Origin of the sequence: Paracoccus suum, assembly GCF_003324675.1 — a bacterium.
Lineage (GTDB): Bacteria > Pseudomonadota > Alphaproteobacteria > Rhodobacterales > Rhodobacteraceae > Paracoccus > Paracoccus suum.
Map to the genome: position 1 here is coordinate 1,320,465 of NZ_CP030918.1, position 25,574 is coordinate 1,346,038.

34 protein-coding genes are annotated in these 25,574 nt (G+C 65.0%); 31 read left to right on the top strand and 3 right to left on the bottom strand.

Going from position 1 to position 25,574, the window contains the following annotated elements; translation table 11 throughout:
- Positions 1–11 precede the first annotated feature (11 nt).
- The 13 genes from rplP to rpmD all read left to right on the top strand — a co-directional run bounded on the left by rplP (position 12) and on the right by rpmD (position 5,476).
- Positions 12–425 carry a 50S ribosomal protein L16 gene (gene rplP / locus DRW48_RS06385; RefSeq protein WP_114075684.1) on the top strand — a complete coding sequence of 138 codons (414 nt, stop codon included), beginning with the start codon at positions 12–14 and terminating at the stop codon, positions 423–425.
- A 68-nt stretch (positions 426–493) separates the two neighbouring features.
- Entirely contained in the window at positions 494–991 is a 498-nt protein-coding gene (locus tag DRW48_RS06390; protein ID WP_114075685.1) for a DUF1801 domain-containing protein, read from the top strand.
- 150 nt (positions 992–1,141) lie between these two features.
- Positions 1,142–1,348: a 50S ribosomal protein L29 gene (gene rpmC, locus DRW48_RS06395; RefSeq protein ID WP_114075686.1), complete on the top strand. Its 207-nt coding sequence runs from the start codon at positions 1,142–1,144 to the stop codon at positions 1,346–1,348.
- A gap of 10 nt (positions 1,349–1,358) precedes the next feature.
- Positions 1,359–1,613 carry a 30S ribosomal protein S17 gene (gene rpsQ, locus DRW48_RS06400; RefSeq protein ID WP_114075687.1) on the top strand — a complete coding sequence of 85 codons (255 nt, stop codon included), beginning with the start codon at positions 1,359–1,361 and terminating at the stop codon, positions 1,611–1,613.
- A 70-nt stretch (positions 1,614–1,683) separates the two neighbouring features.
- A complete protein-coding gene (gene rplN / locus DRW48_RS06405) occupies positions 1,684–2,052 on the top strand; it encodes a 50S ribosomal protein L14 (RefSeq protein WP_114075688.1) in 369 nt (122 codons plus the stop codon).
- Positions 2,052–2,357, top strand: coding sequence for a 50S ribosomal protein L24 (gene rplX / locus DRW48_RS06410; protein WP_114075689.1), 306 nt, complete (start codon positions 2,052–2,054; stop codon positions 2,355–2,357). The genes rplN and rplX overlap by 1 nt, the downstream gene beginning before the upstream one ends.
- Positions 2,357–2,917, top strand: a complete 561-nt coding sequence (gene rplE / locus DRW48_RS06415) for a 50S ribosomal protein L5 (RefSeq protein WP_114075690.1) — start codon at positions 2,357–2,359, stop codon at positions 2,915–2,917. The genes rplX and rplE overlap by 1 nt, the downstream gene beginning before the upstream one ends.
- Positions 2,918–2,933: 16 nt before the next feature.
- A complete protein-coding gene (gene rpsN / locus DRW48_RS06420) occupies positions 2,934–3,239 on the top strand; it encodes a 30S ribosomal protein S14 (RefSeq protein WP_114075691.1) in 306 nt (101 codons plus the stop codon).
- 18 nt (positions 3,240–3,257) lie between these two features.
- A complete protein-coding gene (gene rpsH / locus DRW48_RS06425) occupies positions 3,258–3,647 on the top strand; it encodes a 30S ribosomal protein S8 (protein WP_114077404.1) in 390 nt (129 codons plus the stop codon).
- A 13-nt stretch (positions 3,648–3,660) separates the two neighbouring features.
- A complete protein-coding gene (gene rplF / locus DRW48_RS06430) occupies positions 3,661–4,194 on the top strand; it encodes a 50S ribosomal protein L6 (RefSeq protein WP_114075692.1) in 534 nt (177 codons plus the stop codon).
- Positions 4,195–4,206: 12 nt separating this feature from the next.
- Positions 4,207–4,566, top strand: a complete 360-nt coding sequence (gene rplR, locus DRW48_RS06435) for a 50S ribosomal protein L18 (protein WP_114075693.1) — start codon at positions 4,207–4,209, stop codon at positions 4,564–4,566.
- 107 nt (positions 4,567–4,673) lie between these two features.
- Positions 4,674–5,279, top strand: a complete 606-nt coding sequence (gene rpsE, locus DRW48_RS06440) for a 30S ribosomal protein S5 (protein WP_114075694.1) — start codon at positions 4,674–4,676, stop codon at positions 5,277–5,279.
- An 11-nt stretch (positions 5,280–5,290) separates the two neighbouring features.
- Positions 5,291–5,476: a 50S ribosomal protein L30 gene (rpmD, locus tag DRW48_RS06445; RefSeq protein WP_114075695.1), complete on the top strand. Its 186-nt coding sequence runs from the start codon at positions 5,291–5,293 to the stop codon at positions 5,474–5,476.
- An 84-nt stretch (positions 5,477–5,560) separates the two neighbouring features.
- Here the strand turns inward: rpmD and DRW48_RS06450 are convergent, their stop codons facing one another.
- Together DRW48_RS06450 and DRW48_RS06455 are read right to left on the bottom strand one after the other, a co-directional pair.
- The gene (locus tag DRW48_RS06450) at positions 5,561–6,181 is read right to left on the bottom strand and encodes a hypothetical protein (RefSeq protein WP_114075696.1); all 621 of its coding nucleotides are present in this window, start codon (positions 6,179–6,181) and stop codon (positions 5,561–5,563) included.
- 109 nt (positions 6,182–6,290) lie between these two features.
- Positions 6,291–8,330, bottom strand: coding sequence for a PhoX family protein (locus DRW48_RS06455; RefSeq protein WP_114075697.1), 2,040 nt, complete (start codon positions 8,328–8,330; stop codon positions 6,291–6,293).
- 237 nt (positions 8,331–8,567) lie between these two features.
- Here DRW48_RS06455 and rplO point away from each other — a divergent pair, with 237 nt between their 5' ends.
- From rplO to DRW48_RS06545, 18 genes are all read left to right on the top strand, one after another.
- Positions 8,568–9,068, top strand: a complete 501-nt coding sequence (gene rplO / locus DRW48_RS06460; protein WP_114075698.1) for a 50S ribosomal protein L15 — start codon at positions 8,568–8,570, stop codon at positions 9,066–9,068.
- Between the two features lie 118 nt (positions 9,069–9,186).
- Positions 9,187–10,557, top strand: coding sequence for a preprotein translocase subunit SecY (gene secY / locus DRW48_RS06465; RefSeq protein WP_114075699.1), 1,371 nt, complete (start codon positions 9,187–9,189; stop codon positions 10,555–10,557).
- Positions 10,558–10,617: 60 nt separating this feature from the next.
- A complete protein-coding gene (locus DRW48_RS06470) occupies positions 10,618–11,289 on the top strand; it encodes an adenylate kinase (RefSeq protein ID WP_114075700.1) in 672 nt (223 codons plus the stop codon).
- Positions 11,290–11,443: 154 nt separating this feature from the next.
- A complete protein-coding gene (rpsM, locus tag DRW48_RS06475; RefSeq protein WP_114075701.1) occupies positions 11,444–11,812 on the top strand; it encodes a 30S ribosomal protein S13 in 369 nt (122 codons plus the stop codon).
- A gap of 12 nt (positions 11,813–11,824) precedes the next feature.
- Positions 11,825–12,214, top strand: a complete 390-nt coding sequence (gene rpsK / locus DRW48_RS06480; protein WP_114075702.1) for a 30S ribosomal protein S11 — start codon at positions 11,825–11,827, stop codon at positions 12,212–12,214.
- 117 nt (positions 12,215–12,331) lie between these two features.
- Positions 12,332–13,348, top strand: coding sequence for a DNA-directed RNA polymerase subunit alpha (locus DRW48_RS06485; protein ID WP_114075703.1), 1,017 nt, complete (start codon positions 12,332–12,334; stop codon positions 13,346–13,348).
- 117 nt (positions 13,349–13,465) lie between these two features.
- Positions 13,466–13,897 carry a 50S ribosomal protein L17 gene (gene rplQ, locus DRW48_RS06490; RefSeq protein ID WP_114075704.1) on the top strand — a complete coding sequence of 144 codons (432 nt, stop codon included), beginning with the start codon at positions 13,466–13,468 and terminating at the stop codon, positions 13,895–13,897.
- 372 nt (positions 13,898–14,269) lie between these two features.
- Complete coding sequence (locus DRW48_RS06495; RefSeq protein ID WP_114075705.1) at positions 14,270–14,881, top strand: autoinducer binding domain-containing protein; 612 nt, start codon at positions 14,270–14,272, stop codon at positions 14,879–14,881.
- A gap of 65 nt (positions 14,882–14,946) precedes the next feature.
- Complete coding sequence (locus tag DRW48_RS06500; RefSeq protein WP_114075706.1) at positions 14,947–15,537, top strand: acyl-homoserine-lactone synthase; 591 nt, start codon at positions 14,947–14,949, stop codon at positions 15,535–15,537.
- 45 nt (positions 15,538–15,582) lie between these two features.
- Positions 15,583–16,926 carry a replication-associated recombination protein A gene (locus DRW48_RS06505; RefSeq protein WP_114075707.1) on the top strand — a complete coding sequence of 448 codons (1,344 nt, stop codon included), beginning with the start codon at positions 15,583–15,585 and terminating at the stop codon, positions 16,924–16,926.
- A gap of 31 nt (positions 16,927–16,957) precedes the next feature.
- The gene (gene crcB / locus DRW48_RS06510) at positions 16,958–17,329 is read left to right on the top strand and encodes a fluoride efflux transporter CrcB (protein WP_114075708.1); all 372 of its coding nucleotides are present in this window, start codon (positions 16,958–16,960) and stop codon (positions 17,327–17,329) included.
- Positions 17,326–18,369: an RluA family pseudouridine synthase gene (locus DRW48_RS06515; protein WP_114075709.1), complete on the top strand. Its 1,044-nt coding sequence runs from the start codon at positions 17,326–17,328 to the stop codon at positions 18,367–18,369. Before crcB ends, DRW48_RS06515 begins: the two co-directional genes overlap by 4 nt.
- Positions 18,366–19,037 (top strand): HAD-IA family hydrolase, encoded by a 672-nt coding sequence (locus DRW48_RS06520; RefSeq protein WP_114075710.1) that lies wholly within the window; start codon positions 18,366–18,368, stop codon positions 19,035–19,037. Before DRW48_RS06515 ends, DRW48_RS06520 begins: the two co-directional genes overlap by 4 nt.
- The gene (locus DRW48_RS06525) at positions 19,034–19,771 is read left to right on the top strand and encodes an ATP12 family chaperone protein (protein ID WP_114075711.1); all 738 of its coding nucleotides are present in this window, start codon (positions 19,034–19,036) and stop codon (positions 19,769–19,771) included. Before DRW48_RS06520 ends, DRW48_RS06525 begins: the two co-directional genes overlap by 4 nt.
- A gap of 137 nt (positions 19,772–19,908) precedes the next feature.
- Positions 19,909–20,925, top strand: a complete 1,017-nt coding sequence (locus tag DRW48_RS06530; protein ID WP_114075712.1) for an amino acid ABC transporter substrate-binding protein — start codon at positions 19,909–19,911, stop codon at positions 20,923–20,925.
- Between the two features lie 119 nt (positions 20,926–21,044).
- On the top strand, positions 21,045–22,301 hold the full coding sequence (locus tag DRW48_RS06535) for an amino acid ABC transporter permease (protein WP_241963398.1): 1,257 nt from the start codon (positions 21,045–21,047) through the stop codon (positions 22,299–22,301).
- Positions 22,302–22,304: 3 nt separating this feature from the next.
- Entirely contained in the window at positions 22,305–23,756 is a 1,452-nt protein-coding gene (locus DRW48_RS06540) for an amino acid ABC transporter permease (protein ID WP_114075713.1), read from the top strand.
- Between the two features lie 104 nt (positions 23,757–23,860).
- Entirely contained in the window at positions 23,861–24,571 is a 711-nt protein-coding gene (locus tag DRW48_RS06545) for an amino acid ABC transporter ATP-binding protein (RefSeq protein ID WP_199286198.1), read from the top strand.
- Here DRW48_RS06545 and DRW48_RS06550 read toward each other — a convergent pair.
- Positions 24,549–25,466: a DMT family transporter gene (locus tag DRW48_RS06550; RefSeq protein ID WP_114075715.1), complete on the bottom strand. Its 918-nt coding sequence runs from the start codon at positions 25,464–25,466 to the stop codon at positions 24,549–24,551. The genes DRW48_RS06545 and DRW48_RS06550 overlap by 23 nt on opposite strands.
- Positions 25,467–25,574 lie beyond the last annotated feature (108 nt).

Here is a 25,574-nt window from a genome sequence, read left to right on the forward strand (position 1 = left end):
GGTAGGAAACCATGCTGCAACCGAAACGGACAAAGTTCCGCAAGCAGTTCAAGGGCCGCATTCACGGCGAGGCCAAGGGCGGGTTCAACCTGAACTTTGGCAGCTACGCGTTGAAGGCCACTGAACCCGAGCGGGTCACCGCCCGCCAGATCGAGGCGGCTCGCCGCGCGATCACCCGCCACATGAAGCGCCAGGGTCGCGTCTGGATCCGGGTGTTCCCGGACGTTCCGGTCACCGGCAAGCCGACCGAAGTGCGGATGGGTAAAGGCAAGGGCTCGGTCGACTACTGGGCGGCCCGGGTCCACCCCGGCCGGATCATGTTCGAGATCGACGGCGTCGAGGACGACATTGCCCGCGAGGCCCTGCGCCTCGGCGCGATGAAGCTGCCGGTGCTGACCCGCATCGTCCATCGCGAAGACTGGTAAGACAGTCCTTCCCATGAAAGAATGCCCCGGCGGAAACGTCGGGGCATTTCCTTTTGGGAGGTGGGGCAATGACCGCGGACAAGGACCCGGACAAAAAGACGCCTACGAAAAAGAAGGCGATCAGCAGCGATGCCAAGTCGGAGGACGGCAAGGCCAAGAACGGCCCCCGCCTGCTGGCTGGCGGTAACCCCCAGATCCCGAAGGCCGATGGGGATGCCCCGGTCCAGGATTGGATCGCGGCGGCGCCAGGTTGGAAAAGCGACGTCGCGCGGCGCATCGACAAATTGATCGTCAAGACTGTTCCGGACGTACGCAAGGCGGTGAAATGGAACCAGCCGTTCTATGGCGCGCCGAATGATCCCGGCTGGTTCCTGGGAATGCACTGCCTGACCCGCTATCTCAAAATCGCCTTCTTCAACGGGACCAGCCTCGATCCGCTGCCCCCTGCGGAATCCAAGAAGGCGACAATTCGATACCTTCACGTATTCGAGGACAAGCCGCTGGACGAGGACCAGTTCGTCGAGTGGGTCTGCCAAGCGGCAAAAAGGCCAGGCATGAAGCTTTAGGCCCACGTCAGGCGCGTCGGCCCAAGTTTACCCTTGCTCTGTGGGCCCCCAAGGTCTATGGGCAGGCCTTCGTCTCGAAACTCCACCGGGAATCAGGGTTTCCCTGCCATTCAGGGGCCCTCCGGTGATGTTGGTAAAGGAACACGCGCAATGAAAGCGCAGGAACTCAACGACAAGACGCCCGAGGCGCTGCGCGAGCAGCTGCTGGCGCTGAAGAAAGAGGCCTTCAACCTGCGTTTCCAGCAGGCGACGGGTCAGATCGCCTCGACTGCGCGCATGCGCGACGTCAAGCGTGACGTGGCGCGGGTCATGACCGTGTTGAACCAGAAAGCGGCGGCCGCCGCGGCTTCGAACTGAGGAAACCGCCATGCCCCGTCGTATTCTGCAAGGCACCGTGACCAGCGACAAGAACGAGCAGACGATCACCGTCCTCGTTGAGCGTCGCTTCAAGCACCCCGTGCTGCACAAGATCGTTCGTTCGTCCAAGAAGTACCGGGCGCACGACGCAGCCAACCAGTTCAAGACCGGCGACACCGTCCGCATCATGGAATGTGCGCCGATTTCGAAAACCAAACGCTGGACCGTGATGACGGACGAAGTGGCGCAAGCCGCCCAGTCCTGAGTCGCCCCAGTCGACGAAACCCTGGGGCGCGGTGCGGTAGCACCTGTCCCCAAAGGTCGGGAGCAGACCAATGATCCAGATGCAGACGAATCTGGATGTTGCTGACAACTCCGGCGCTCGCCGGGTGCAGTGCATCAAGGTTCTTGGCGGTTCGCACCGCCGTTATGCTTCGGTTGGCGACATCATCGTGGTGTCCGTCAAGGAAGCGATTCCGAAGGGCCGCGTGAAGAAGGGTGACGTCCGCAAGGCCGTCGTCGTTCGCACCGCCAAGGAAGTGAAGCGCGAGGACGGTACTTCGATCCGTTTCGACGCGAATGCCGCCGTCATCCTGAACAACCAGGGCGAGCCGGTCGGAACCCGTATCTTCGGGCCGGTCGTGCGTGAACTGCGGGCGAAGAACTTCATGAAGATCATCTCGCTTGCGCCGGAGGTGCTGTGATGGCTGCCAAGCTCCGCAAGGGTGACAAGGTCATCGTGCTGACCGGCAAGGACAAGGGCAAGACCGGTGAGATCACCACCGTCATGCCCAAGGACAACAAGGCGGTCGTGGACGGCGTGAACATCGCCATCCGCCACACCAAGCAGTCGCAAGCCTCGCAGGGCGGCCGCGTGCCGAAAGCGATGCCGATCGATCTGTCGAACCTCGCCCTGACTGACGCCGCCGGCAAACCGACCCGCGTCGGCTTCCGCATGGAAGGTGACAAGAAGGTGCGTTTCGCCAAGACCACGGGGGATGCGATCTGATGCTGGATCAAGCCACCTACACGCCGCGTCTGAAAGCTGCCTACCGGGAAACGATCCGGGCCGCGCTGAAGGAAGAGTTCGGCTACAAGAACGACATGCAGATCCCGCGTCTGGGCAAGATCGTCCTGAACATGGGTGTCGGCGAGGCGGTCAAGGACACCAAGAAGGTCAAGCAGGCCTCCGAGGAGCTGTCGCTAATCGCCGGCCAGAAGGCCGTCATCACCAAGGCAAAGAACTCGATCGCTGGCTTCCGGGTCCGCGAGGAGATGCCGCTGGGGACCAAGGTCACGCTGCGCGGCGACCGCATGTATGAGTTTCTCGACCGTCTGATCACCATCGCGCTGCCCCGCGTCCGCGACTTTCGCGGCGTCAAGGGCACGGCGTTCGACGGCCGTGGCAACTACGCGATGGGCCTGAAGGAACATATCGTGTTCCCCGAGATCAACTTCGACAAGGTCGATGAAGTGCTCGGCATGGACATCATCATCACCACCACCGCGAAGACCGACGCGGAAGCGAAGGCGCTGTTGAAGCATTTCAACATGCCGTTCAGCAGCTGATCGCGAGGGGGAACACATGGCTAAGAAATCCATGATCGAACGGCAGAAAAAGCGCGAGCGTCTGGTGGCCCAATATGCCGCCAAGCGCGCCGAGCTGAGCGCCGTGATCGACGATCAGTCGCTGCCGATGGAAGACCGGTTCAAGGCCACGCTGAAGCTGGCCCAACTGCCGCGCAACTCCTCGGCCACGCGCCTGAAGAACCGCTGCGAGTTGACCGGGCGCCCGCGCGCCTACTACCGCAAACTGAAACTCAGCCGGATCATGCTGCGCGAGCTCGGCTCGCAAGGTCAGATCCCCGGCCTCGTGAAATCGAGCTGGTAAGGGAGGGCGCGAGATATGATGAACGATCCTCTCGGCGATATGCTGACCCGCATCCGCAACGCGCAGATGCGCGGCAAGTCCACGGTCCACTCGCCCGCTTCCAAGCTTCGCGCCTGGGTGCTCGACGTGCTGCAGGCCGAAGGCTACATCCGCGGCTACGAGCGCGTGACCGAAAATGGTCACGAAACGCTGGAAATCAGCCTCAAGTACTTTGACGGCACGCCCGTCATCCGCGAGATCGCGCGGGTGTCAAAGCCGGGCCGTCGCGTCTACACCGGCGCCAAGGGCATCCCGCATGTCCGCAACGGCCTCGGCGTGTCCATCGTGTCGACGCCCAAGGGCGTCATGTCCGATGCAGCGGCTCGCAACGCCAATGTTGGCGGCGAAGTCCTCTGCATCGTGTTCTGAGGAGGGATAGGGAATGTCGCGTATCGGCAAACGACCCGTCGTCCTTCCGCAGGGCGTCACCGCAAACATCGACGGTCAATCGATCGAAGTGAAGGGCCCCAAGGGCGTCCGCAGCTTCGCCGCGACCGACGACGTGACCCTCGCGGTCGAGGACGGTGCCATCACCGTCACGCCGCGCGGCTCGTCCAAGCGGGCGCGCCAGCAGTGGGGCATGTCTCGTTCGATGGTGGAAAACCTCGTGACCGGCGTCACCACGGGCTTCAAGAAAGAGCTTGAGATCCAGGGTGTCGGTTACCGCGCGCAGATGCAGGGCAAGACCCTCCGCCTGCAGCTGGGATACAGCCACGACGTGAACTTCGAGACGCCGGAGGGGGTGACCATCACTGCCCCGAAGCAGACCGAAATCATCATCGAGGGCGTGGACCAGCAGCAGGTTGGCCAGGTCGCCGCGAACATCCGCGAGTGGCGTGCGCCCGAGCCCTACAAGGGCAAGGGCATCCGCTACAAGGGCGAGAGGGTCTTCCGCAAGGAAGGCAAGAAGAAGTAAGGGGCGCTTGAAATGGCACTGAACAAACGAGAGCTGTTCCAAAAGCGTCGCATGCGCGTGCGGAACAAGCTGCGTGACATCTCGAACGGGCGTCCGCGCCTTTCGGTTCACCGCAGCAACAAGAACATCAGCGTTCAGCTGATCGACGACATGGCGGGCAAGACCCTCGCCGCGGCCTCCACGCTCGAGAAGGATCTCGGCGTGGTGGGGCAGAACAACCTCGAGGCGGCCGCCAAGGTCGGCGCCGCCGTTGCCGAGCGCGCGAAAGCCGCCGGGATCGAGGAAGTGATCTTTGACCGGGGCGGTTTCCTGTTCCACGGCAAGATCAAGGCCCTCGCCGATGCCGCCCGCGAGGGTGGCCTGAAGTTCTGATGATTGCGGGCGGCGGCAACGCCGCCCCGATGATCCGGGAACCCTTGGGTTCACCAGGATCGGATTTGATCGGCGCGCGATTGCGCCTGACCTGAAAAGGATGCCGCATGGCAGAACGTGAACAGCGCCGGGATCGTGGTGGCCGTCGTGACGACCGCCGCGAAGAGACCCCGGAATTCGCCGACCGTCTGGTCGCGATCAACCGCGTCAGCAAGACCGTCAAAGGCGGCAAGCGCTTTGGCTTTGCCGCGCTCGTCGTCGTCGGCGATCAGCGTGGGCGTGTCGGCTTCGGCAAGGGCAAGGCCAAAGAGGTCCCCGAGGCGATCCGCAAGGCGACCGAACAGGCCAAGCGCGGCCTGATCCGCGTGCCGCTGCGTGACGGCCGCACCCTGCACCACGACATCGAGGGCCGTCATGGCGCCGGCAAGGTCGTGATGCGCACCGCGGTTCCGGGTACCGGCATCATCGCCGGCGGCCCGATGCGCGCCGTGTTCGAGATGCTGGGCGTCCAGGACGTCGTGGCCAAGTCGCTTGGGTCGCAAAACCCCTACAACATGATCCGCGCCACGATCGACGGCCTCAAGGCCGAGGCCTCGCCCCGCTCGGTCGCGCAGCGTCGCGGCAAGAAAGTCGCCGACATCCTGCCGCCGACCGACAGCCACCGTCCCACGGACGCCCATGCCGAGGCCGAGTCGGCCGCGGTTGAAGCGTAAGAGAGGTTCAGATGGCCACGATTACCGTCAAGCAGATCGGCAGCCCGATCCGCCGCCCCGCGATCCAGCGCGAGACCCTCAAGGGCCTCGGCCTGAACAAGATGCACCGCACGCGCGAGCTTGAAGACACGCCCGCCGTCCGCGGTATGGTCGCCAAGATCCCGCATCTGGTGCAGATCATCGAAGAAAAGGCCTGATTTGCCAGGTTAGATGTGGGAAAGGCCGGGGTATTTCCCCGGCCTTTCTCGTCTGCGGCCCTTGGTTCGCCTCGCTCGCCCGCATCATTCGCTACAAGCGTAGACCGCGCCGCCTACGGCGACGACGGTGACCGCGGCCCCCGCCAGCACTGCGGGTGAGCTGGCGACACCGGCCGCCGCGCCGCCAATGCTGCCGAGCGCCTGGCCGATCATGGCCTTGGTTCCCGTCATCACCACCGCGCCTGCGGCGTTGTTGTTGACCGTCTCGACCCCCTGAAAGGTCCGGCGCGCTGCCCCGCCGGTAATGGCGAGCGCGGCGTCGCGGGTCTGGTTGACCCGCTGGCAGACAGCCTTGCGGCGCGCCTTGCAACGGCCATAGGCGTCACGGTCGCCCACGTCATATCCGATGATGGAATCGCTGGCCTTGTCATGCTGCAGGCAGAACGGCTGACGCTGCTCGTCGCTCAATTCGGGCGTCAGCGCGCGCATGACGACATAGCTGGGGCAGGTGTCGCGCCCCCAGGCGGTAAAGATCGTCTCGCGCAGCGAGTAGTTGGCCGACAAGCCGTCCTCTTCCTTGTCGTAAGCCAGCGGCATGTCGGTGCCATTGACCCGGGCCACGCACAGCACCGGATCGGCCGCCGCCGGAACCGCGAGGCAGGCAGCAGCGGCAGACAGGGTCAGGGCAAAAATAGTGATACGCATGAAACGCCTCCTGCCGGCAGCAGTGTCGTCTTGCCCGGCAGGAGGCAACTCACGTTAGATTTCCCGGCGGATACCGGCGCCATCGCGGGCGCCGGCACTGCCATCGCAATCAGGCGCCGATTTTGCCGCCATTCTCACGGGTGATGACGATCGTGGCCGAGCGCGGCGGCTGCGCCTTGTCGCCATCCGGGAAGGTCGAGCCCATGTCGCCTGCGGCGAACTGCTCGGGTGTGGCATGGGCGCCCGGATGCTGAAAGTTCACGAACATGCTGGTCTGGTCCGGCGTGGTGATGACGCCAGTGCATTCTTGGCCCCAGGGGCCGGTCAGGAAACGCCGGATCTCGCCGGTGGCGGGATCGGCGGCCAGCATACCGTTCATGCCGAATTCCTTCAGCGGGCCCTTATGTTCGGGGCCGATGTCGCCCATGTCGGTCTGGATCCACAGGCGCGAATCGGGGTCGCACCACAGACCGTCCGGGCAGGCGAAGATATTGTCTTCGCCCAGCGCGGCCCCGTCCGCGGTCTCGGAATGCTGGGGCGTTCCGGCGAGCACGAACAGGTTCCAGTCAAAACCGGTCGCCGAGTGGTCACCATCCGCGTACTTCCAGCGGATAATGTGGCCAAAATTGTTCTCGGCGCGGGGATTCATCGCGTCGACCTGGGACTGCTCGCGCTTGGTATTGTTGGTCAGGGTGAAATAGACCTCACCGCTGGTGGGATCGACCGTGCCCCACTCCGGGCGGTCCATCTTGGTGGCGCCGGCCTTGTCGGCCGCGAGGCGAGTATCGACCAGGATCGCCGCCAGATCGGCAAAGCCGTTCTCGGGCGTCAGGCCGTTCTCGCCGGGTTTCAGCGCCAGCCATTTGCCGGTGCCGTCTTCCTCGAAGCGCGCAACATAAAGCGTGCCGCTGTCGAGGATATCGCCCTTGCTGCCGGCGGCGTAGGGGGCGTCCGACACGAACTTGTAAATATATTCGAACCGCGAATCGTCGCCCGAATAGCAGACCACCGGCCGGCCTTCGACGGCGGGCGCGAAGACCACGCCTTCATGCGCGAACCGCCCCAGGCTGGTGCGCTTGACCGGCACCGAGGCCGGGTCCATCGGGTCGATCTCGACCATCCAGCCAAAACCGTTGGCTTCGTTTCGGTAGTCCTCGGCCGCCGACGCGCCCTTGGCCGAGATGTCAAAGCGGATCACCTCGTCCGCAGCACCCTTGGCCAGATGCCAGCCGTAGCGACCGCCCTTGGGATCGTCCGAGATGCCATAGCGCTTCTGCCCAGCCGACATCTCCGCGTCGGTGTTGGCGAAGTAGCCGGCCCAGTTCTCCTCGGCGGCCATGTAGGTGTTCCAAGGCGTCACGCCATAGGCACAGTTGTTCAGCGTCCCACGGGTGCGGGTGCCGTCGGGAGAAAAGCGGGTTTTCAGGTAGTCCGTGCCGCGAACCGGGCCGGCGAGCTCGATCTCGGTCAGGGCGGTGATGCGGCGGTTCATTGGATCTGCGGCGATGGCCCAGGCACCGTCGGCGCCGCGCTTGGCGCGATAGACCGAGACGCCATGAGCATTCATTTCCTTCAGGACGTCGTCGTCCTCGCGGCTGCCGTCCTCGGCATAGACGACGTCGTCTGCGCCAAGTTCCATGCCTTTCCACTTTGCCACATGCAGCAGGCGCGGCTCGATGTATTCGTGGTTCACGACGATCAGCCCGTCGGTGGACGAGCCGTCAATGGCGAAGAAATGCAGTCCGTCGTGGTGCTGGCCGATCTGCATTGCTTGGTCGGCGCCGGTGTTGGCTGGGTCAAAGGCGGGCATCGCGCCCACGATCGGCTCGCCCCAGGCGCCGAGGATCTGGACCTTGTAGCCCGGCGGCACGACCACGGTGTCGTCAAAGCTGACCGGTACCGCGTCGAAACCCAACAGGGCCGAGGGAGCGCTGGTGGCAGCAAAGGCGCCGCGCACGCTCAGCGCGTTTCCGAAGAGGCCCGCGGCCATGGCCGCAATCCCGCCGGCCAAAAAGCCGCGCCGGCGCATGTGGCCGTCCATGACCTCATAGAATGTGCGATTGTTCGAGGTGTTGGTCTGACCCTCGTCACCATGCTCGAAATAGGGGGCGTGGCGGTGGTCGGGATAGTCGCGCTCGAAATCGTCCATGTCTGCTCCTTGCGTGGCTGTCTGGCCGGGTGTCCTGGCCGGGCTGGCACCCCCGCTTGCCACGCCGGTGCGACATCGAGGTGACGGCGGCCGCATTGGGCGCCGCTTGCATCGGGCCGGCGCAGCCGCTATCAGCACGCGGCCGGGCCCACGGGCTGCGGCGCATCATTGATTCATGACATGCCGTGTCCGCCCTGTCCGTCGCTCGGGGGCTGTGTCCGGCGAGAGGGAAGCGACATGAAACTGAACGAACTTCACGACAACCCCGGCGCCAACCGCAAGAAAAAGCGCGTTGCGCGTGGTCCCGGCTCGGGCAAGGGCAAGACTGCCGGCCGCGGTATCAAGGGCCAGACCTCGCGTTCGGGCGTGGCGCTGAACGGCTACGAAGGCGGCCAGATGCCGCTCTACCGCCGCCTGCCCAAGCGCGGCTTCAACAAGCCGAATCGCAAGGATTACGCGGTCATCAATCTCGGCCAGCTGCAGGGCCTGGTCGATGCCGGCCGCCTGGAAGCGGGCACCGAGCTGAACGAGGATGCGCTGCTGGCCGCGGGCGTCGTGCGCCGCAAGCTGGACGGCATCCGCCTGCTCGCCAAGGGCGAACTGACCGCAGCCCTGGTTCTGACCGTTGCCGGCGCCTCCAAGGCAGCCGTCGAGGCGGTCGAAAAAGCCGGTGGCCGCATCACCCTGACCGCTCCGGTCAAGGCCCAACCCGAAGCCGCGGAAACTGCGGCGCAGTAATCTGGCGCAGTAATCTGTTGCGGGCCGCTGCCGTGGCCCCTAAGACACTGACAGGTTTTCCAAGCGCCGCCGGACCTCGGAAACGGTCCGGCGGCGCTGCCATGAAAGAGGCGTTCCCATGGCGTCAGCCGCAGAACAGATGGCCGCTAACCTCAGCTGGTCGGCTTTCGGCAAAGCCACCGAGCTGAAAAGCCGGATCTGGTTTACCATCGGCCTGCTGATCATCTACCGGCTCGGGACCTATATCCCTGTGCCGGGTATCGATGGCTCGGCCCTTCGCAATTTCATGGATCAGGCACAGACCGGCATCGGCGGCATCCTGTCGATGTTCACCGGTGGCGCGCTGGGTCGGATGGGCGTCTTTGCCCTCGGCATCATGCCCTATATCTCCGCCTCGATCATCATCCAGCTTCTGGCCTCGATGGTCCCGTCGCTGGAGCAGATGAAGAAAGAGGGCGAGCAGGGGCGCAAGAAGATCAACCAGTGGACGCGTTATGCGACCGTGGTTCTGGCGACCTTCCAGGCCTACGGCCTTGCCCGCAGCCTCGAGGCAGGCGGTCTTGCGCATGATCCGGGCCTGTTCTTCCAGGCCTCGGTGGTCATTACCTTGGTCGGCGGCACCATGTTCCTGATGTGGGTCGGCGAGCAGATCACTTCGCGCGGCATTGGCAACGGCATCAGCCTAATCATCTTTGTCGGCATCGTCGCCGAGATTCCGACCCATATCGCCCAGTTCCTCAGCCAAGGCCGCACCGGCGCGATCTCGGCCCCGGTGATTCTGGGCGTGATCGTGATGGTTATCGCGGTGATCGCCTTCGTCGTGTTCATGGAACGCGCCTTGCGCAAGATCCGCATCCAATACCCCCGGCGTCAAGTCGGGATGAAGATCTACGAGGGCCAGGCCTCGCACCTGCCCATCAAGGTCAACCCGGCCGGCGTCATTCCGGCGATCTTCGCCAGCTCGCTGCTGCTGCTGCCGGTCACGATCTCGACCTTCTCGGGCGGCCAGGCCGGCCCGGTCATGGCGACGATCCTGGCCTATTTCGGGCCCGGTCAGCCGCTGTACCTGCTGTTCTACGCGGCGATGATCGTGTTCTTCGCCTACTTCTATACCCACAATGTCAGCTTCAAGGTCGACGACGTGGCCGAGAACCTAAAGAACCAGGGTGGCTTCGTGCCCGGGATTCGGCCGGGCAAGCGGACCGAGGATTACCTTCGCTACGTCACCGACCGCGTGCTGGTCATCGGCTCGGCTTACCTCGCCGCCGTCTGCCTGCTGCCAGAGTTCATTCGCGGCCAGTTCTCGGTGCCGTTCTACTTCGGTGGTACCTCGGTGCTGATCGTGGTCTCGGTGGTCATGGACACCATCAACCAGATCCAGAGCCATCTGTTGGCCCATCAGTACGAATCGCTGATCGAACGCTCTCAGCTGCGTGGCCGCCGCAAGGCGGGAACGCCCAAGCCGAAACGCGCGCCGGCCCGGCGCTGACCGAACTGGGGGAGGGGCCGCCGCACCGCGCGGCGGCCGAACGCTGGCAAAGGGGGAAGAATGTCCGTCAACATCATTCTGCTGGGGCCGCCCGGCGCCGGAAAAGGCACCCAGGCGCGCCGCCTGGTCGAGGCGCGCGGCATGGTCCAGCTTTCGACGGGCGACATGCTGCGCGACGCGCGCAACTCGGGCACGGAGATGGGGCGCCGCGTTGCCGAAGTCATGGACCGGGGCGAGCTGGTCACGGACGAGATCGTCATCGGTCTGATCCGCGAGCGGCTCGAAGGCCCCGAGGGCGCCGGCTTCATCTTTGACGGCTTCCCGCGCACGCTACCCCAGGCGGACGCGCTGGAGGAGTTGATGGCCGAGCTTGGCCAGCGCATCGCAGCCGTGATCGAGATGCAGGTCGACGATGCCGTTCTGGTGGCGCGGATCAGCGGCCGCTACACCTGCGGCAACTGCGGCGAGGTCTATCACGACGTGACCCGGCCGACCAAGGTCGTGGGCATCTGCGATGTCTGCGGCTCGACCGACCTGCGCCGCCGCGCGGATGACAATGCCGAAAGCCTGCGGACCCGGCTGCTGGAATATTACAAAAAGACATCGCCACTGGTCGGCTATTACTGGGCCAAGGAACGACTGCGCCGCGTTGACGGCCTGGCCGAGATCGAGGCAGTCGCAGCCGAGATCGCCGCGATCCTCGATTCGGGGCAATCCGCGCAAGGCGCTTGACCTTCGGCAACGCTTTCTTTAGGTCGCGTTATCTCTTAGAGAATCGCCCTGTTCACGGGGTGAGTAGTTGTTGGCCCGACGCCATCGCGCCTCGGGTCCGCAGTTGTGAAAAAAGGTTCCGGGATTACGGAATCGCAACGCAAAGGACTGGACTTTGGCCCGTATCGCTGGCGTCAACATCCCTACCGGCAAGCGCGTTCCCATCGCGCTGCAATATATCCACGGCATCGGCCCGCTCAACGCCGAGAAGATCTGCGAAGCCGTCGGCATCGACCGCTCGCGCCGCGTGAACGAGTTGTCGGACGCAGAAGTCCTGCAGATCCGCGAATTCATCGACGCCAACCTCGCGGTCGAGGGTGACCTGCGTCGCGAGACGCAGATGAACATCAAGCGGCTGATGGACCTCGGCTCGTACCGCGGCCTGCGTCATCGTCGCGGCCTGCCGGTGCGCGGTCAGCGCACCCACACCAATGCCCGCACCCGCAAGGGCCCGGCGAAGGCTATCGCCGGTAAGAAGAAATAAGGGGGCACAGGTATGGCACGCGACAAGACCCGTATGAAGCGCAAAGAGCGCAAGAACATCGCCACTGGCGTGGCTCATGTGAACTCCAGCTTCAACAACACCAAGATCCTGATCTCGGACGTGCAGGGCAACGCGATCGCATGGTCGTCGGCCGGCACCATGGGCTTCAAGGGCAGCCGGAAATCGACCCCATATGCCGCGCAGATGGCGGCAGAGGATGCGGGCCGCAAGGCGCAGGAGCATGGCGTTCGCACCATCGAAGTCGAGGTCCAGGGACCCGGCTCGGGCCGCGAATCGGCTCTGCGCGCTCTGGCCGCGGTCGGCTTCAACGTCACCGCGATTCGTGACGTGACCCCGATCGCCCACAACGGCTGCCGCCCGCCCAAGCGCCGGCGCGTCTGACCCATTGCTCTTCTTGCCGGACCGCGCGTGCGTTACGCGCGGTCCGGGTTTTCGCATTTTACCTCGGGCGTCTTCGGCCACCGGACATGGGCCAAAGACTGGAATGGAGGGCACAGCATGATCCACAAGAATTGGGCCGAGCTTATCAAGCCGACGCAGCTTGAAGTTCGTCCCGGCGCCGACGCCACCCGCGTCGCCACCGTGGTCGCCGAACCGCTCGAGCGCGGCTTTGGCCTTACGCTCGGCAACGCCCTGCGCCGCGTGCTCATGTCCTCGCTCCAGGGCGCGGCAATCACCTCGGTGCAGATCGACAACGTGCTGCACGAGTTTTCGTCGGTCGCCGGCGTCCGTGAAGACGTGACCGACATCGTCCTGAACCTCAAGGGCGTCACGCTCAAGATGGACGTGGACACGCCCAAGCGCCTGACGCTGTCGGCCAAGGGTCCGGGCGAGGTCCGTGCCGGTGCGATCCAGGAAACTGCCGGGATTACGGTCCTGAACCGCGACCACCTGATCTGCCACCTCGATGACGGCGCCGAACTGAATGTCGAGCTGACGGTGCAGAACGGCAAGGGCTATGTCGCCGCGGACAAGAACCGTCCCGAGGACGCGCCGATCGGCCTGATCCCGATCGACGCGATCTTCTCGCCGGTCAAGCGCGTCAGCTACGAAGTCACGCCCACCCGCGAGGGCCAGGTGCTGGACTATGACAAGCTGACCATGCGCGTCGAGACCGACGGCTCGCTGACCCCGGAGGACGCCGTGGCCTACGCCGCGCGCATCCTGCAAGACCAATTGGCGGTGTTCGTGAACTTCGAGGAGCCGGAGTCGGCCCGCGCGGCGTCGGCCGAGGACGGGCTCGAGTTCGATCCGCGTCTGCTGAAGAAAGTCGACGAGCTTGAGCTGTCGGTCCGTTCGGCCAACTGCCTCAAGAACGACAACATCGTTTACATCGGCGATCTGATCCAGAAGACCGAAGCCGAGATGCTGCGGACCCCGAACTTCGGCCGAAAGTCCTTGAATGAGATCAAGGAAGTTCTGTCGGGCATGGGCCTGCACCTCGGCATGGACGTGGTCGACTGGCCGCCGGAAAACATCGAAGACCTGGCCAAGCGTTTCGACGACCAGTTCTGAGCGACGACAGGGGGGCGCCGCGCGCGCCCTCCCGACGACCGGGCATCCGCCCCAAGGAGAGCGGCGTGACACGCAGCACGCTGCCGGACAAAGCAAAATACGCCATAGGAGATTCCAATGCGTCACGCCCGCGGCTATCGCCGCCTGAACCGCACCCACGAGCACCGCAAGGCCCTGTTCGCGAACATGGCCGGCAGCCTGATCGAGCATGAGCAGATCAAGACGACCTTGCCCAAGGCCAAGGAATTGCGGCCGATCATCGAAAAGCTGATCACGCTGGCCAAGCGCGGCGATCTGCACGCCCGCCGCCAAGCTGCCGCGCAGCTCAAGCAGGACCAGTATGTCGCCCGCCTGTTCGAAATTCTTGGCCCGCGCTACAAGGACCGTCAGGGCGGCTACGTCCGTGTCCTGAAAGCCGGCTTCCGCTATGGCGACATGGCGCCCATGGCCATCATCGAATTCGTCGATCGCGACCCGAACGCCAAGGGCGCCGCCGACCGGGCCCGCGTCGAGGCCGAGTTTGCCGCTGAGGACGAGGTCAGCGCCTGACACCTCGGGCATGACGAGATCGTATCCCGCCCGCCTCGAAAGGGGCGGGCGTTCTCATGTGGTCTGCCGGCGTCAGAAAAGCCGTCGCGACCGTGCGGCGGCTCGTGAGTTCAACTGGAGCATGTAAGATTTTTTTGCCGCGTTTAACCTCGGGTAAACCCCAAGGTTGAATAACCATGGCGGACAAGGGGATGGATTCTGCCCCATGAATATCAGAAAAGGGTTGGAATGCCGCTGCTGTTGCCCGATTCGTCTTTTCGAGAACGTATTTGCAATCCCAAGGGAGGCTTTAGGTTCGCAACACCCGGTCGGACCTACCGAGACTGAGATAAGAAATTTACATCGCCTCCGGCGTCTTAGATTGTCGAACCCATGATTGCGCGATCCGAAGTTCAAGCCGCCTTACCAAACCTGGGTAAACTTGCGCCTTCCGGGTATTTTCTGGGCTTTCACATCCGTTTCGCGGCCCCACTCATCCAGTATCAAACCTATAGCCAGGCATGGGCAGACCGCTATGCGATGAACGCCTATGCGTTGCGGGATCCCGTCATCGCCTGGGGCTTTTCGACCACCGGCGCCTGCCGGTGGAGCGTGCTGCCTGTGCCTGACCCCTTCGGCATCTTGAAAGACGCCGCCAACCACGGCCTTAAATACGGGCTGACGGTTTCCTACGGCGCCATCACGTCGCGCAGCATCGCCTGCCTTGCGCATGATGAGCGCGAGTTCACCGACACGGAAGTCGAAATGATTTCCACCACCATCCGGCGGTTACATGATATTTTGACCCCGCCGGAGAGCCTGACGAAGGCTCAGAAAGAGGCCCTTCGGTGCATTGCGGAGGGCGACCGGCATGCGGCAGCGGCTGCCAAACTTGGTATCTCGGAGAGTGCCTTCAAGGCGCGGCTCATCTCGGCGCGCGAGCGGCTGGATGCGCGGACGACTGCGGAAGCACTGCAAAGGGCTAAGGATTACCGTTTGCTGTAGGGGATCGCTCTGGGAAAAGCCGCATGTGCCGAAGGGAAGTTTTCCTTTAGCGCCAGGAACCCACCATGCAGACGACCACCCTGTCCTTCTCGAACCTGCACCAGCATGGCGAATTGTTCGCCAACCTGCTGCGGGCCCGCAAACAGAGCTTCATCGTCCAGAACAACTGGGATCTGCCCGAGGACGAGGGCATGGAGTTCGACCAGTACGATACACCGCAGAGCCGGTGGGTCGCCATCCACGAGCGTGGCCAGGTGATGGCCGGGGTCCGGCTGACGCCGACCACGGCGCGCTGCGGTATCTACAGCTACATGATCCGTGATGCGCAGCTCGGCATCCTAGGTGGCACGATCCCGACCGACCTGCTCTATGACGAGGCCCCGGTTGCCAGCCACGTCTGGGAAAGCTCGCGGGTGTTCGTCAGCCATGCCGTCCCGACCGAGACGCGGCGCAAGGTCCAACTCGCCCTGATCGGCGAGATGACCCGCGCGGCTCGCGATCTGGGCGCGACTCGACTGATCGGCATCATCACCACCCAGTGGCCGATCTGGGCTAAGCGTCTGCATCTGGACATCCAGGGCATCGGCCGGCCGCTGGATTTCGAGGATGGCCAATCGCAGGCCGTGTCGATCAGCCTGGCGACCAAACTGCACTGATCGCGCTTTCCGCCATTGGACAGGCGGCGTAACCTGCCGCCTGCCATGCCAGCCGACCTGTTTGACCAGAACCCGACCGACCCCGCCGTGGGCGGGACCCCCGCGCCCGCAGGCCATAGACCGCTGGCCGATCGCCTGCGGCCGCAGTCGCTGGCCGAGGTCATTGGCCAGGGCAAGGTGCTTTCCAGCGATGGTCCCCTTGGCTCGATGCTGGAGGCGGGCAGCCTCGGGTCGCTGATCCTTTGGGGACCACCCGGCGTCGGCAAGACCACGATTGCGCGGCTTCTCGCTGACCAGACTGACCTGCATTTCGTCCAGATCAGCGCCATCTTTTCCGGCGTTCCCGAACTGCGCCGGGTGTTCGAGGCGGCACGAATGCGCCGCGATCAGGGTCGCGGCACATTGTTGTTCGTCGACGAGATCCACCGCTTCAACAAGGCGCAGCAGGACAGCTTTCTGCCACTGATGGAGGACGGCACGATCCTGCTGGTCGGCGCGACGACCGAGAACCCTAGCTTCGAGTTGAACGCCGCCCTGCTGTCGCGGGCGCAGGTAATCGTGCTCGAGCGCCTCTCGCTCGCCGACCTTGAATTGCTGGCACAACGGGCCGAACGCGAGATGGGCCGGCCGCTGCCGATGACGGCCCCGGCGCGCGAGCGCCTGCTGGGGATGGCAGACGGCGATGGCCGCGCGGCCCTGAACCTGATCGAGCAGGTGTTTGCCTGGCGCCTGCCGGGCCCGCTCGACCCCGAGGGGCTGGCGCAGCGCCTCATGCGGCGGGCGGCCAAATATGACAAATCCGGGGACGAGCATTACAACCTGATCTCGGCCCTGCACAAATCGGTGCGTGGCAGCGACCCGGACGCGGCTCTCTACTGGTTTGCGCGGATGCTCGAGGGGGGCGAGGACCCGCGCTATCTGGCCCGGCGCATCACCCGCATGGCGATCGAGGACATCGGCCTCGCCGATCCCGACGCCCAGACCCATTGCCTGCATGCCTGGGAGGTCTATGAGCGGCTCGGCAGCCCCGAAGGCGAGTTGGCCTTGGCCCAGGCGCTGATCTATCTGGCGCTCGCGCCCAAATCCAACGCCGGCTACCGGGCCTTTTCCGATGCGAAGGCCGAGGCAAAGCGCACAGGCAGCCTGATGCCCCCGGCGCATATCCTGAACGCACCGACCAAGCTGATGAAGGATCAGGGCTATGGCGCCGGCTACGCCTATGACCACAACGCCGAGGACGGCTTTTCCGGCCAGAACTACTTCCCTGAAGGCATCAAGCGCCCGGTCCTCTACAGCCCGGTCGAGCGCGGCTTTGAACGCGAGCTGAAAAAGCGTCTCGACTGGTTCGTGCAGCAGCGGCTGAAGCGCGGCCAGCCCAAGGGCGGTTGACTTTGTTCTGCCGCGGCGGGAAGGGCAGGGGATGAACAACTATCTTCAGGTCGCCGCCGGTGGCGCCATCGGCGCCACGCTGCGCTATGCCGCAACCCGCGCGGTGCCCGGCCATGGCCCGCAATTTCCGGTCGCCACGCTGGGCGTGAACGTCGCCGGTTGCCTCGCCATGGGCCTGCTCGCCGCGCTGTTTGCCCATCGCGGCGGCCAGCATCTCGCGCCCTTCCTGATGACCGGCGTGCTAGGCGGATTCACCACTTTTTCCGCCTTCTCCCTCGACGCGCTGACTTTGTGGGGGCGGGGGCAGCACCCGCTGGCAGCCGCCTATGTGCTGGCCTCGGTCGTCCTGTCGCTGGCGGCGGTGATGGCCGGCCTTGCGCTCGGCCGGGCGATCTTCGCATGAGCGGCGTTCTCAGCCTGACGGTCGGGGCGGACGAGGGGGACCAGCGGCTGGATCGCTGGCTGCGCCGGCAATTCCCGCAACTGAACCAGATCGCCATCGAAAAGATGTGCCGCAAGGGCGAGCTGCGGGTCGATGGTGGCCGGGTCAAGCCCGCCACCCGGATCGAGGCCGGCCAGCAGGTTCGGGTGCCGCCGCTGCCCGACGCCTCGGCTGCGCCCGCAGTAGTCCGCGCCCCGCGTCCCGGCACCCCGTCCGAGGCGGATGCCGCCATGATCCAGGCGGCCGTGCTGTGGAAAGACCAGCATATCATCGCCCTGAACAAGCCGCCGGGCCTGCCCAGTCAAGGTGGCAGCGGGCAGGGCAACCGCCATGTCGACGGGCTGACCGCCGCGCTGATGTTCGGATACAAGGACCGGCCCAAGCTGGTCCATCGCCTCGACAAGGACACCTCTGGGGTGCTGTTGCTGGCCCGCACCGACCGAGTGGCGCGGGGCCTCTCCGAGGCGTTTCGGCACCGTGACACCCGCAAGATCTACTGGGCCGCCGTCGCCGGCGTGCCACACCCGCGCATGGGCACCATCCGCTTTGGACTGATCAAGGGTGGCCACGACAGCGAGCGCATGATCTGCATCCACCCGTCCAAGGTGGACCAGACCGAGGGCGCCAAGCGCGCCACCACCGATTACGCCGTCCTCGACAACCTCGGCTCGCGCGCCAGCTGGTGCGCGTTGGTGCCCATCACCGGGCGCACCCACCAGTTGCGCGCGCATATGGCCGAACTGGGCCACCCCATCGTCGGCGACGGCAAATACGGCGGCTCGGGGCAGGAGAACCTTGGCGACGGCTGGGGCGCGCAACTCGGCGGCGAGATCAGCCGCAAGCTGCACCTGCACGCCCGCTCGCTGACCGTAAAGCACCCGATCACCGGCGAGATGCTGACCATCACTGCACCGCTGCCCGAACATATGGCCCGCACCTGGGAGACGCTCGGCTGGTCCGAGCGCGACGTGCCGGCCGATCCCTTCGCCGAGGTCCTGTGAAGCTGATTCTGTTCGACGTCGATGGCACGCTGGTGGACAGCCAGCATCACATCCATGCGGCGATGCGTCATGCCTTTGACGCCGAGGGTGTGCCCAGTCCTGATCTGGCGCAGGTGCGCGGCATCGTCGGCCTGTCGCTGCCGCAGGCGATGGCGGCGCTGGCGCCGGACTTGCCGCGAGATCGCCAGATGCGGCTCGTCGAGGGCTATCGCGGCGCATTCATGGGCATCCGCCATCAGAAAGAAGCGCTGCTATATGACGGTGCCGCGGCCTGCGTCGCGCAGTTTTCGGGGCGCGACGATCTGTTGCTGGGAATCGCGACCGGCAAAAGTCGGCGCGGTCTGCACGCGATGATCGCGCATCATGGCTTTACGGGCACGTTCACCACGTTGCAATGCGCCGACGATCACCCCTCCAAACCTGATCCGGCGATGATTCTGACCGCGATGGCCGAGGTGGGTGCGGCGCCCGAGGCGACGGTGATGATCGGCGATACCAGCTTCGACATGGCCATGGCCCGGGCCGCTGGCGTTCACGCGCTGGGGGTCGGCTGGGGGTACCATCCACCCGGCGCGCTGCGCGAAGCCGGTGCGGCAGTCGTTGCCGAGAATTTCCCGGCCCTCACGGAGCGCCTGGAGAACTGGACCACGTCGGGGGCCCTTGCATGAGCGAGTGGAAGGCGCGCCGTTTCTGGAAGGTGGCCGATGTCCGCCCGGCTGGGGATGGCTGGGAAGTGACGCTTGATGGCAAGCCGCTGCGCACGCCCGGCAAGGCCGCCCTGGTCCTGCCGACCGAGGCGCTGGCGCGGGCCATCGCCGACGAATGGGACGCGCAGGGCGATCTGATCGCCCCGCTGACGATGCCCCTGACTCGCGCCGCGAACTCTGCCATCGAACGCGTGACGCCTCAGCAGGCCGAAGTTGCCGCCATGCTGTCCGACTACGCCAGCACCGACCTGCTGTCCTACCGCGCCGAGGGCGCGGGCGAGGGCGGCCTCGCGGCCCGCCAGTCTGCTGGTTGGGACCCGCTGATCGATTGGGCCAAGGCACGCCACGATGCGCCGCTTGCGGTCACCGGCGGCGTCATCCCGGTGGCGCAGGACCCTGCGGCGCTGGCGCGACTGGCCGATGCGGTGGCAGCGCTCGACGTGTTTGGGCTGACCGCGCTGCATGATCTGGTAACGCTGCCCGGCTCGCTGATCCTCGGGCTTGCGGTGATCGACGGGCGAATCGACGCCACCATGGCCCATGCCCTCGCCCGCCTCGACGAGGAGTTCCAGGCCGAGCAATGGGGCCGCGACGAGGAGGCAGACGCCGCCGCCGAAGCCCGCCTTGAAGCCATGCAGAATGCCGAGCGCCTCTGGCATCTTTCACGCCGGACGGATGTCGGCGCGCGCGGCTAAACCCCCCTGACTGTTGACGGACCGGTTTCGATCGGCAACTAATCGCGCACGGGGTCGGCAATGGTCCCCATGATTTCCGCCCCCGCAGAGGGGAGAGCGCAGCCCGGCGAAGGCCGGCTACACAGGGAAGGGTCCCCATGAAACTCGCTATTCTTTTTGGCACGGCAACCGCAGCCGCGCTGCTGGCAGGCGGCGCAATGGCCGACACGCTGGCCGACGTGAAGGCCCGCGGCATGCTGAACTGCGGTGTGAACACCGGCCTGGTCGGCTTTGCTGCGCCGGACGCCAACGGCAACTGGCAAGGCTTTGACATCGCCGTTTGCAAGGCCGTCGCGGCCGCCGTGCTGGGCGATGCCAGCAAGGTCAAATACGTGCCCACCACCGGCCAGACCCGGTTCACCGCGCTCTCCTCGGGCGAGGTTGACGTGCTGGCCCGGAACTCCACCGTGACCTTCTCGCGCGATACCGACCTCAAGCTCGATTTCGTGGCGATCAACTACTATGACGGCCAGGGCTTCATGGTCCCCAAATCGCTGGGTGTGACCTCGGCCAAGGAACTGGATGGCGCGACCGTCTGCATCCAGACCGGCACCACGACCGAGCTGAACCTGGCCGACTACTTCCGCGCCAACAATATGAAGTACCAGCCGGTCAACATCGACAGCAACGCCGAGGGCGAGCAGCAGTACCTGGCCGGTGCCTGCGACGCCTACACGACCGATGCCTCGGGCCTGGCGGCGACCCGTGCCGCCTTTGCGAACCCCGACGATCACATCATCCTGCCCGAGATCATCAGCAAGGAGCCGCTGGCGGTTGCGGTTCGCCATGGCGACAACAACTGGGGCGATATCGTCCGCTGGACCTTCTTCGCGCTGGTCGCGGCCGAGGAATATGGCATCACGTCGGCTAACCTGGACGAGCAGGCGAACACTTCGCAGAACCCGGAGGTCCAGCGCCTGCTGGGAAAGACGGACGATCTGGGCAAGATGATCGGCCTCGACGCGGAGTGGGCCAAGCGCGCGATCGCGGCCTCTGGCAACTATGGCGAGATTTTCAACGCCACCATCGGCGAAGCAACGCCGATCAAGCTGGCGCGGGGCCTCAATGCGCAATGGACCCAGGGCGGACTGATGTACGCCCCGCCGTTCCGCTGATAAGTTAAGCGATAAGAAGGCACTGTCCGGGCCGCTAGAGCCCCGGGCGGTGCACGCACCAGACGACGCGGCGCGCAATTCCGGCTGACAAAATACCGGCCGCCGCACAGGGAGAGCCAATGAGCGATTTCGCGGTACCGGCGCATCCGCCGTTCCGACCGATGATGCTGATTAATGACCGGCGTTACCGGGGTTACACCATCCAGGTGGTCGTTTTCATCCTGATCATGGCCGCCGCCTGGTGGCTGATCGGAAACACCATCGAAAACCTCAGCCGTCTCGGCAAAGACTTCAACTTCGATTTCCTGTGGAAGCGCGCGGGCTACGACATTCCGCAGGTCCTGATCCCCTATACCGCCGACAGCAGCCACATGCGCGCGGCCGTCGTGGGGCTGCTCAACACGCTGCTGGTCGCGGTTCTGGGCTGCATCACCGCGACGATCATCGGGGTCACGGCCGGTGTTCTGCGACTTTCCAACAACTGGCTCGTCGCGCGACTGATGACCATCTATGTCGAGCTGTTCCGCAACATCCCGCTGCTGCTGTGGATCCTGGTGGTCTATGCGGTATTCACGGAATCCCTGCCGGCGCCGCGCGCCTATTCGGGGGCCGATCCGGCCGCACATATGATCCTGTTCGACAGCATCGCGCTGACCAACCGCTATACCGCGATCCCGACCCTGAACCTGCTGCACAGCCATGGCAGCCTGAACATCGGCTGGGGGGTGACGATCAACTGGGCGACCATCGCCTATATCGTCGTGCTCGTCCTCGCCATCCTGGCGCATCGCGCGCTGGGCCGCTGGGCGAGGGCGCGCCAGAACCTGACCGGCGTCCGGCCGCGCACCTGGCCGATCTCGGCGGCGCTGTTCGTGCTGCCGCTGGTGGCGTTGTGGCTCTACTTCGGAATCGAGGTAGTGCGCCCGACCCTGAAGGGCTTCAACTTCGCGGGCGGGGTCAACGTCCATAACGCGCTGGTGGCACTGTGGCTGGCGCTGTCCCTCTACACCGGTGCCTTCATCGCCGAGATCGTGCGCGCCGGTGTCCTCGCCGTCAGCAAGGGCCAGTCCGAGGCGAGCTATGCCCTCGGCCTCAGCCGCCGCCGCACCATGAGCCTGGTGGTCCTGCCGCAGGCGCTGCGGGTGATCATCCCGCCGCTGATCTCGCAGTTCCTGAACCTGACCAAGAACAGCAGTTTGGCGATCGCCACAGGCTACATGGACCTCAAGGCGACGCTGGGCGGCACGACCCTGAACCAGACCGGTCGAGAGCTTGAGAGCATGGTCCTGATGATGGGCATCTACCTCGTCCTCAGCCTGATCATTTCCAGCGCGATGAACCTCTTCAACGCCCGCGTCCGCCTGAGGGAGCGCTGAGCCATGTCCGAGATTCATGCGCAAACCGTTCAGTACGTCCGCGACACTATGCTGCCGCCGGCGCCGCCGCCTAACCGGCAGTCCGGCCCGGTCCTCTGGCTGCGCGAGAACCTGTTCTCGGGCCCGCTGAACATCGCCCTGACCCTGCTGGGACTGGCCGCGATCTGGTATCTAGTATCCTCCATCTGGCCGTGGATTGCCCATTCGGTCTGGCATGCCAACAGCCTCAAGGAGTGTCGCGGGATCATTGCCGCGACCTTTGGCGAGGGCACAACGGGCGCCTGCTGGGCGCTGGTGCGCGAGCGTTGGTCGCAGTTCGTCTTTGGTTTCTATCCGTCCCACCTGTGGTGGCGGCCGGTTGCGGCCTTTGGATTTCTGTTCGTCGCCCTGGCACCGGTCCTCTTCTCGGACAGCCGGGGCATCCGCCGCTGGGTGCTGTTCCTCGCCGCCATCCTGACCGTCTGGATCATGGACGCGCTCGGCGCACCGACCGCGCCGCTGACCTGGGTCGCGGCGATAATGATGCTGGCCTGGCTGCTGTCCGAGTTTCGTCCCTCGCTGCTGCTGGTCATGACGGGCCTTTATCCGGCGCTCGGGGTCTGGCTGCTGTGGGGCGGATCGCTTTGGTCCCCGATCGTGGTGATGCTCGGCTTTGGCGTCGCCTACGCGGTCTATCGTGCGCTCGAGCGGACATCGTCGCTGCTGGCGGTCGTCGGCGCCATCGCGGCCGCGGTGGCCTGGTGGTGGTGGATCGGGCCGTGGCTGGTCCCACGGCTGAACCAGACGGTCGATCTGGCCATCACGCGCGTCGCCTCCGACAGCTTTGGCGGGTTCCTTCTGTCCATCACCATCGGCGTCTCGGGCATCGCAATGTCGCTGCCGCTGGGCATCATCCTGGCGCTCGCGCGGCGGTCGGACCTGCCGCTGGTCAAGGGCTTTGCGGTGATGTTCATCGAGTTCATCCGCGGAGTGCCGCTGATTGCCCTGCTGTTCGTCGCCTCGCTGCTGCTCAACTACTTCCTGCCCCCGGGCACCAACTTCGACATCATCCTGCGGGTCATCATCATGGTGACGCTGTTCGCCGCGGCTTACATGGCCGAGGTGATCCGCGGCGGTCTCGCGGCGCTGCCCAAGGGTCAGTACGAGGCGGCGGATTCGCTCGGCCTCGATTACTGGAAGGCGCAGCGGCTGATCATCCTGCCGCAGGCACTGAAGATCTCGATCCCGGGCATCGTCTCGACCTTCATCGGCATGTTCAAGGACACCACCCTGGTCACCTTCGTCGGGCTCTATGACCCGCTGAAGGCGACAGCCGATTCGGTTCGCGCCTCGGTCGCATGGAAGGGCACCTACTGGGAGCCTTACATCTTCACCGGCGCCATCTTCTTCATCCTCTGCTTCGGCATGTCGCGGTACTCGATGTATCTCGAACAGCGCCTGAAGCGCGAAAACTGAGGCCAGCCATGACCTATGTCCCCGAAGCCTTGCCCCGGACCCAGGCGGGTGGTCAGCCCCTCCCGCGCGAGGCGCTGACCGAGACCGCCATCCAGATCGACCGGATGAACAAGTGGTATGGCACATTCCACGTCCTGCGCGATATCGACCTTCATGTCGCCAAGGGCGAGCGGATCGTCATTGCCGGTCCGTCCGGCAGCGGCAAATCGACGCTGATCCGCTGCGTCAACCGGCTTGAGGAACACCAGTCAGGCCGCATCGTCGTCGACGGGATCGAGCTGACCTCGGACATCAAGAACATCGACCGCGTCCGCTCCGAAGTCGGGATGGTATTCCAGCACTTCAACCTGTTCCCGCATCTGACGGTGCTGGAGAATTGCACGCTTGCTCCGATCTGGGTGCGCCGCCTGCCGCGCCGCAAGGCCGAGGAAACCGCGATGCGCTTTTTGGAAAAGGTGCGCATCCCCGAACAGGCCGGCAAATACCCCGGCCAGCTGTCGGGCGGCCAGCAGCAGCGCGTCGCAATCGCCCGCAGCCTGTGCATGGAGCCGCGGATCATGCTGTTCGACGAGCCGACATCGGCGCTGGACCCGGAGATGATCAAGGAGGTCCTCGACACCATGATCGAGTTGGCCGAGGACGGCATGACCATGCTGTGCGTCACGCACGAGATGGGTTTTGCCCAGGCCGTCGCCGACCGCGTGATCTTCATGGACCAGGGCCAGATCGTCGAGCAGAACACGCCCAAGGAGTTCTTCGAGAACCCCCAGTCCGAGCGGACCAAGCTGTTCCTCAGCCAGATCCTCGGCCACTGAGGCCCGCCCTTACCGCACGCGCCCGGCGTGCCGGGGCGCGCGCGAACAGTATGACGTTGCCCGCCATCACCAGGCCCAGCCCGAGGACGGCGACCGGCGTCCAGTGATACCCCTCGAACAGCCAGGACAGCGTCAGGGCGACCACTGGAAAGATTACCGTGGTATATGCCGCGCGAGACGGTCCAATGCGCGCCACGAGGCCGAGATAGGCGGCAAAGCCCGCGACCGATCCGATGATCGCCAGATACAGCGCCGCGCCCAGCCAGGCGGCATCGGCCGGCGGTACAAAGCTGCTGCCGCTGGCCAGCACGGCGACCGCGAGGAAGGCGGTGCCAAAGCTCATGCCCCAGGCATTGGCCCAGACCACCGGCATCCCTGCCGCGCTGTTACGGCGCGAGATCATGTTGCCTAGCGAGAACAGCAGCGTGCCGCAAAGGCCCAGGCCGACCGCCAGCCCGCCCTGCGCGCCCAGCCCATGCGCAAGTTCGTCGCGAAACAGCAGCAGCACGCCCAGTGCGCCGCAAGCACCCGCGAGGATCATGCGCGTCGTGATCCGCTCGCCATAGATCAGGCGGGCATTGACCGCGTTGAACAGCGTCGCCGTGGCGAACAGAACCGATACCAGCCCCGAGGGCACAAAGCGCGAGGCGTGGTAAAAGCAGACGAAGTTGGCGCAGAAAAGGCAAAAGCCCAGGGCCGCCAGCCAGGGCAGCTCGCGCATTCTTGGCAGCCGCAGCCGGCCAAGCGCCGCCATCCCGAGGACGGTCACGACGGCTGCGAGGGCGAAGCGCCAGAACACCGCCGTCAGTACCTCGGAGAATCCGACCTGCATCTTGATGGCGATCCAGGTGCTGCCCCAGATCAGGACGGTGGCGATGAAAAGGATGGCTGTCACGACGCGCGCTCCGGCTGGGTGGCAAATGTACCGCTAGACCCGCTTCACGGCGGGCGCCACCGCGTTCCGAGGGCGAGGGCGAGGGACAGGGCAAGCGACGCGGCCCCT